The organism is Echinicola sediminis (assembly GCF_054777495.1).
Window position 1 is genome coordinate 36,023 of sequence record NZ_BAAHAP010000049.1, and the last position, 6,912, is coordinate 42,934.

Annotated in this window: 7 protein-coding genes; all 7 read left to right on the top strand. The window is 39.8% G+C overall.

Features of this window, described 5'->3' with window-relative positions:
* Positions 1 to 110: 110 nt before the first annotated feature.
* A complete protein-coding gene (locus tag ACYVAA_RS13535) occupies positions 111 to 320 on the top strand; it encodes a hypothetical protein (protein ID WP_460542554.1) in 210 nt (69 codons plus the stop codon).
* 16 nt (positions 321 to 336) lie between these two features.
* Positions 337 to 684 (top strand): type II toxin-antitoxin system VapC family toxin, encoded by a 348-nt coding sequence (locus tag ACYVAA_RS13540; protein ID WP_460542567.1) that lies wholly within the window; start codon positions 337 to 339, stop codon positions 682 to 684.
* 307 nt (positions 685 to 991) lie between these two features.
* Complete coding sequence (gene cysC, locus ACYVAA_RS13545) at positions 992 to 1,582, top strand: adenylyl-sulfate kinase (protein WP_460542556.1); 591 nt, start codon at positions 992 to 994, stop codon at positions 1,580 to 1,582.
* Positions 1,583 to 1,593: 11 nt separating this feature from the next.
* Entirely contained in the window at positions 1,594 to 3,381 is a 1,788-nt protein-coding gene (locus ACYVAA_RS13550; protein ID WP_460542558.1) for an ABC transporter ATP-binding protein, read from the top strand.
* 105 nt (positions 3,382 to 3,486) lie between these two features.
* Complete coding sequence (locus ACYVAA_RS13555; RefSeq protein ID WP_460542560.1) at positions 3,487 to 4,731, top strand: hypothetical protein; 1,245 nt, start codon at positions 3,487 to 3,489, stop codon at positions 4,729 to 4,731.
* Between the two features lie 35 nt (positions 4,732 to 4,766).
* Positions 4,767 to 5,582 (top strand): ABC transporter permease, encoded by an 816-nt coding sequence (locus ACYVAA_RS13560; protein ID WP_460542562.1) that lies wholly within the window; start codon positions 4,767 to 4,769, stop codon positions 5,580 to 5,582.
* A gap of 313 nt (positions 5,583 to 5,895) precedes the next feature.
* A partial coding sequence (locus tag ACYVAA_RS13565; RefSeq protein WP_460542564.1) for an acyltransferase family protein occupies positions 5,896 to 6,912 on the top strand: 1,017 nt, incomplete at its 3' end.

Sequence of the window (6,912 nt, forward strand, 5' to 3'; positions counted from 1 at the left end):
TAGTAATTTTCATTCTTTTTGTTTCGCTTTTAATAATGGAAGACAAATTTGTGGGATCTATACAAATTATTTTTAGAAATAATTTGTATAATTAGAGAAAGGGGGTAGCTATGGAAAAATTGATTATTGATGTCCCTAAAGGGAAGGCACCATTGGTGAAGCAGCTGTTGGAAGCTTTGGGGGTTAAAATAACGCCATTAAAGAAAAAAGAGGTAAACAAGGAGGTTTTAACAAAGGTATCTGTTTGGTCAGATGATGATATAAAAGTTATTGAGGAAGCAAGTGGAGCCATTAATAAGTTGGATATCAAAGAATGGTAATTGATCCGGGATTTTTATAGAGCACTTGAGAGCAAAGGATAAAACCAAGACAAGGCTATATGATATCTATGAAGAGGAAAGATTGTCCGTTTCCACTGTTACTTTGTTTGAACTTTTAGCAGGTGCCAATACACCACAAAAAAGAGAGGAGATTTTTTTAATTACTGATCCTATCCAAAAATTGGATTTTACTGATGCGGTGGCTTTAAATGCAGCTGAAATTTATCGACAATTAAAGCGAAACAATAGATTGATTGAATTCAGAGACATTTTTATTGCAGCTACATGTATTGTCCACGATGAGACCTTGCTCACGTTTAACAAAAAGCATTTTAACAGAATTAAAGACCTGAAGATCGCGTAAAAAATCTGAGGGAAATTGTAAAGACTTAGTTTGAGCTTTTTCCGATTTACCATTATATCCCCCAGACCCTGAAGGGGGGTATAGCCTGCAGAATAAAGAGAAAAGAAGAAAGAGTAAAGATTGGAACCGGCATTTGGCATTAGGCATAAATAGTAGCAAGTAGCTGGTATCAAGTAGCGAGATGCTTCAAAGTGCCCTTGTTTGGTTGATAGGCCAATTTGTGGAAGGTTAATAGCTTGGAGCTGAGGAATAAATTTACTCGTGTAATTACAGATAATCCTATGATTTTTTCGAGAACTACAAAAGAATGAACCAAAACGTATTTCCCACCACTTTTAAAATTACCCAGGAAGACCGGGTGTTATTGCTTAAGCAAAAGCCCTTACTGATATGGTTTACAGGATTGTCTGGTTCGGGCAAGTCAACCTTAGCACGTAGGACAGAGCAAACTTTATTTGCGGAGGGCTATAAGACGTATCTTCTGGACGGCGATAACCTTCGTACCGGATTGAACAAAGACCTTAAATTTTCTGATGAGGATAGAATAGAAAATCTTCGGAGAGTGGGCGAGGTCAGTCGCCTGATGATGGATGCGGGATTGATTGTAATTGCCGCTTTTATATCCCCATTTGAAAAGGAACGTCAATGGATCAGGGAGCTGGTGGGAGCGGAAAATTTTATAGAGGTGCATGTGGATTGCCCTTTGGAGGTTTGTGAGAAAAGGGATGTGAAAGGTTTGTACGAAAGGGCCAGAAGGGGAGAAATCAAGCGTTTTACGGGGATTGATTCGGTGTATGAAGCGCCATTGAATCCAAACTTGACGGTACAAACCGATGACCAAAGCATCGAAACGTCTTTGGAAAAAGTTTACCATAAAATTAAGTCTAAACTGGGGTAATGCGATTTTTTGTGAAGAATCTTATCAGGCGGTATTTTGCCCATTTCGTGTTTTTTTACGGTTATTTGAAGCATAGGATTTTCATCACTTTTGGGCTAAACATCTCTGTAGGATTATTGGATGGCTTTGGGTTGGTCATGTTTTTGCCCTTATTGAAGTTGGCCGATAATAATGAGGCGCTCCAATCTGAAGACCTGGGGAGTTTGGATTTTATTTTCAAAGGAATGGAGGCTTTGGGCTTGGGGCTTAATTTGCCCCATGTCCTACTGGTGATGTTTTTCTTTTTTGCTGTAAAGGGCATTGCAAGGTTTATAGAGGCTTATTACAAGATCATCATAAAAAATTATTTTGTCCAATCCCTTCGTTTCAAAAGTATAGAGGGACTGAGTGAATTAAGCTATAAATCATTTGTAAGCCAAGATTCCGGACGGATACAAAACACGTTAAGTGGAGAAGTCGGTGGGGTAGTAGCTGCTTATAATGCCTATTTTCTAACCGTACAAAGTGGAATTATGGTCATGGTTTATGGCTTTCTTGCATTTATGGCTAATGTTCAGTTTGCCTTGCTGGTAATGATAGGCGGTGTGGCATCCAACTATCTATTCAATTTTATCAATAAAAAGACCAAAGTAGCTTCGCGGGAAATTACCCACGTAGGTCACCAGTACCAAGGTCTTCTCATCCAAAAGGTAGGTTTTTTTAAATACCTGAAAGCCACGGGACTCATTAATTCCTTTTCGGATAGGTTAAAAAAGTCCGTAGAGGAGATCAATAGAAGTAGCAAAGCAATTGGCTTCTATGCGGCCATACTTAGTGCAAGCAAGGAACCATTGATCATTGGCGTGGTGGTATTGGTGATTTTGGTGCAAACCACCTTCTTTGGCCAAAGCATGGGGCTGATTATTTTGAGTTTAATGTTCTTTTATCGGGCCCTGACTTATTTGATGAGCTTGCAGGGTTTTTGGAATAATTTTTTGATGAGTTCTGGATCTTTGGATAATATTCAAGAGTTTCTGAAAAACCTGAAAAGAAACAAGGAACATTTTGGAGCTACAAAGCTTAATGGCTTTCATCAAGAGATAGGACTCAGCAAGGTTAGTTTCCGGTATGGTAAAGTTCCTGTATTAAAAAACCTGGATTTAACCATTCGGAAGAATGAAACCATTGCCCTGGTAGGGGAAAGTGGAAGTGGCAAAACCACTTTGGTGAATCTGCTGGCCGGGCTATTACCTGTAGAAACAGGAGAAATGACCATAGATGGTATTCCTACAAAGGACTTGGACCTAAGGTCTTGGCAACAAAGAATAGGGTACATTACCCAAGAACCGGTGATTTTTTCCGATACCGTCTATAATAATGTTACCTTTTGGGCTCCAAGAACCCCTGAAAATGAAAAAAGGTTTTGGAATGCCCTGGAGAGAGCCTCTATAGCTCATTTTGTCAGAGGACTGGAACTTCAAGAGAATTCAGCATTGGGAAGTAATGGGATTTTGATAAGTGGTGGACAGAAGCAGCGAATATCCATCGCAAGGGAACTGTATAAGGAGGTGGATCTACTAATAATGGATGAGGCTACATCGGCTTTGGATTCTGAAACTGAAAAAATCATCCAGGAGAATATCGTCCAACTAAAAGGACACTATACCATTTTAATCGTGGCCCACCGGCTAGCGACGGTAAAGCATGCCGATAGGATTGTGTTGCTCTCAAATGGAGCGATAAAAGGCATGAACAGTTTTGACCAGCTATTGGAAGATTCCCCTGATTTTAAAAGGATGGTTGCATTGCAGGAATTTTAAAGGATGAATTTCAGGAATGTTCCGTGGGGACGCAGGACAGTATGAGAGGACCATTTGAAATGAAATATGGGGTATTAGTAAATTGCTATCAAAAAAGTGCATAGCTTGAAAAGCATACGGTCTTTAGGAGGGAGGGACGAAGGTTATTTTCATTTATTTTTCCTCACTTTTGGCTTTCTTATAGTTAATGGTATCTGGTACAGCAAGCTGGGCGTGATGGAAGACAGTGATACCGATAGGTACCTTATCTATGCCCAAGAGATCAGAGAACGGGGGATTTTTTTTAAGCCACATGAGTTTTGGTACATCGCCTATCCCTTGTTCATTATCGGGATGACCAGTATTTATGATGCTCTTGGGATGGTCGTTATCGGACAGTTGGTATTATCTTATTTGGCGATGCTCAGCATTTATGCCAGTGCCAAAAAGCTACATCATCATCCCCAAGCCGGACTGATTGCAGGGCTGGGCTTTTTCGCCTTCTTTATGATTCCTTATTGGAATTTTGAAATTTACTGCGAGTCCTTACTGATTTCATTGAATTCCTTGGCGCTGTATTTTATTATAAAATGGCTGTATGGAAATCGGGGCTGGAAAGTGGTGGTTCCCGGAGCCTTAATCATTTTCACGGCATTGTTTACAAAACCCACCGGGGTAGCATTGTTGTCCGGAATGCTTGTGCTCTTTGTTCTGGTATCATGGGATAGGATAAGCTCAAAGCCGGTAAGGCTGTTTTTGGTGATAGCGACTGTTTTCTCCTTGCTGGTCGTGGCGAATTTTATGCTTTCTACCTTTACCTTTATCCGGGATTATCAAATAGGGGAAATTATCTATAATTTGGAGGTATTGCCATTTGAAGAGCATGAGGCCTGGTTGAAGTTGGATGTTCCTGAGCAGCTATACCTCCCTGATCCTGCATGGCCACCTTTACTGCAATTGTTTCTGGTGGTAGTGATGAATCCGTGGTACGCCTTCAAGCTGTTTGTGGCCAAGCTCTTTTATTACCTGTTTTATATCAGGCCTTATTATTCCTGGATGCACAATCTGTACATGCTGATGATTTTGGTTCCGATGTACATCGGCTTTATAAAATGTATGTTTTCTGATAAGATTATGCGAAACATCAAGGTGGTGGTCGGAGTGTTCGTAATGGTAAGCCTGCTTAGTCCTACCTTGATGACGATAGACTGGCGCAGTCGCTTTTTAGTAGCGGTATTGCCTTGGGTTTTTGTGATGGGAAGTGGGAGTTTGGTGAAGGCAGGGATAGGAAAGCGGTTGGTTGGTAAGGTCAGGGTGTGGAAAAAGATGATGTACAAGTCTGTGGGACGCAGACCATGGTTAATTAAGTAACGATAGGAATTATCAAGGTAAAAGCACAGTAGGTTTTGCAGACAAAAATAATCGAGCCCTCCAAAGGCTGGAGGTTAGTGGACTTTAAGGAATTGTGGCGGTACAAGGATTTGTTGTACTTCCTTACCCTTCGTGGTATCAAGGCACGCTATGCCCAAAGTATTTTGGGGGTAGGTTGGGCCATCATCCAACCTCTTTTTACCACTTTGGTATTTACTATTGTCTTTGGCAATCTGGCCAAGGTGGATTCCGATGGGATGCCCTATATTTTGTTCTCTTATTTGGCTTTATGGCCATGGAATTACTTTTCCGGTACGTTGACAGAATCTGCCAATAGCCTGGTACAGAATGCGGGAATGATCACTAAAGTTTATTTTCCTCGATTGGTGTTGCCACTGGCTGCTATATTTTCCAAACTCTTGGACTTCATTATTGCCTTTGTGATCGTCATTGGCTTTTTGGTTTACTTTCAGGTCATGCCCGGCTGGGGGATCCTTTATCTTCCGCTGCTGATCATCCAATTGCTGTTGGCCTCTTTGGGGATCGGAATGATCCTGTCCGCCATGGCAGTGCAATACAGGGACGTAAAACACGCCCTGACCTTTTTGGTGCAGCTCTTAATGTACGCGGCACCGGTGGTGTACAGCACTACTGCGGTCCCCGAGACATACAGGGTATTCTATATTCTCAATCCGATGGTGGGTGTAATAGAAGGTTTTCGGGCAGCCTTTCTGGACAGGGCAATGCCTTGGGAATGGATCTGGCCAGGGAGTATCGTCGCAGGGGTTCTTTTTATCTTTGGGATGTTTTATTTCAGGAGGATGGAGAGGGTATTTGCGGATGTGGCATAGGGAAGATATTAGATGCTAGATATTAGACTTTGATATTTCTGTACTTTGGGGTCTATCACTAGGGAGAGGAATAAATAGGGTTAATAATTGTGTTATTGCGAATTTTATACTTCGGATACGGCAAGGCAAAAATGAAGAAGTGGCCAAATGTGAAGTTTTCCTCCCGCTGGCATTAGCATAAGCCCTAGTGAGCAGGTAATCTAGGATTGATTTGACTTTCCATGGTTTATGGGATACAGACTAATGGTGAGGGAGAAAGGCTATAAAAGTTTTTTTATTAAATGAAGATTTGATTAAAAGAAGATCGAAAATAATGAAGAAATTAGGGTATGTCCCTTCGTTAGATGGCTTACGAGGATTAGCAATAATTTTTGTTTTATTAACCCACGCTAACTTTCAGTTGGGGAAAAATGGTATTATTGGGGTAGATATTTTTTTTGTTCTTTCAGGGTTTTTGATTACTACACTTATTTTAGAAGAATTAAACATTACCAACAATTTTTCATATAAGGCATTTTATGTACGAAGGTTTTTTAGATTAGTTCCAGCCTTAATTTTTTTACTTTTAATAGTTTCTTTATATGCATTTTTATTTACCTCAGGAGAAGTAACTACCTCAATTTTAGAGGAAATTATAGCCTCTTTATTTTATTTCTATAATATTAGTTGGGTGTGGGGTTTTGGTGGTGAGAGCACGCTACTTGCGCATACTTGGTCTTTAGCGGTGGAAGAGCAATTTTATATGGCTTGGCCGATAATTCTTTTGATTTTAGTTAAAAGAATGAAAATATTAAATATGATAATTTTGATTTCTTTTTTTGTGTTAGTGTCTTTGATACTCAAATTTGAAGGTTTTGCTTCTGCTATCTACCAGTCAATTTTACATGAGTCCATATTATTAGGTGTTTTAGCTGCCTTATGGAGATGGCATTTTAATTCAGTTAAAATGCCTAATTATTTTATTGTATTGAGTATAGCTATTCTAGTGTATTCAGGTGTTTTTCCCAGCGATCTAATTCGGTCAATTCTTCAAAATGGTAGTCGAGCACTGTTTGGGTTAGTAACATCCATTCTAATACTGACTTTGCTTCATAATCCTGCTCACATACTTGCCAAATGCTTGTCAAATGAACTTTTGGTACGGATCGGAAAAATCTCTTATGCGCTCTATTTGTGGCATGTGCCTGTATTCAAATGGTTTCATGCCCATTCAACTTTAAGGCCTTATCAATCATTTATTTTAAAATTTGTACTGTCATTCTTCTTGGCAGTTATTTCATGGTATTTAATTGAAAGAAAATTTTTGAAAATGGGAAAGAAAATTTCTGAA

Bases quoted from the DNA above. Each gene is read 5' to 3' on its own strand.
- cysC (WP_460542556.1), top strand. From the start codon at position 992: ATGAACCAAAACGTATTTCCCACCACTTTTAAAATTACCCAGGAAGAC.
- ACYVAA_RS13535 (WP_460542554.1), top strand. From the start codon at position 111: ATGGAAAAATTGATTATTGATGTCCCTAAAGGGAAGGCACCATTGGTG.